General features: G+C 76.0%; 1 pseudogene. It reads right to left on the minus strand.

Features of this window, described 5'->3' with window-relative positions:
• Position 1: 1 nt before the first annotated feature.
• Positions 2-420: pseudogene (locus RNB18_RS52720) on the minus strand (condensation domain-containing protein); the annotation flags it as partial.

Consider the following 420-nt stretch of genomic DNA (forward strand, 5'->3'; position numbering starts at 1 on the left):
GTCACACCTGCCGGCTGCGGCCGGTCCCTTCCTCGATGGTCTTCAGCCGACGCCAGGCGTCGCTCCGGTCCGGGTCGGCCGGCGGGTCCGTGACGAGCACATAGCGGCGGGGCGCGAGGACGCCCGAACCGGCGGTGGGGATCAGGGCCGTCAGTGCCCGGTGGGCCTCGGCGGGCGTCAACGGGGTGTCACCGCAGGCGATGTACGCCGTGAGGCCCGGTGGTGGGGTGGCTGCGGTGTCCTCGGCCTCTGTTGCGCCGTCCCGTTCCGGCTCCTCGGTCACCCCGGTCACCTCGACATGGACCGGCAGCCCGCCGACCGCCCGGCCCAGGGCGTCCCGTACGGCGGCGGGCGAGACCCAGCAGCCGTCCAGCCGGAGCCAGTCGGGGCCGCGTTCGGCGGTGCGGACCCCCGTCACCC

This window comes from Streptomyces doebereineriae, assembly GCF_031845645.1.
GTDB classification, from domain to species: domain Bacteria; phylum Actinomycetota; class Actinomycetes; order Streptomycetales; family Streptomycetaceae; genus Streptomyces; species Streptomyces canus.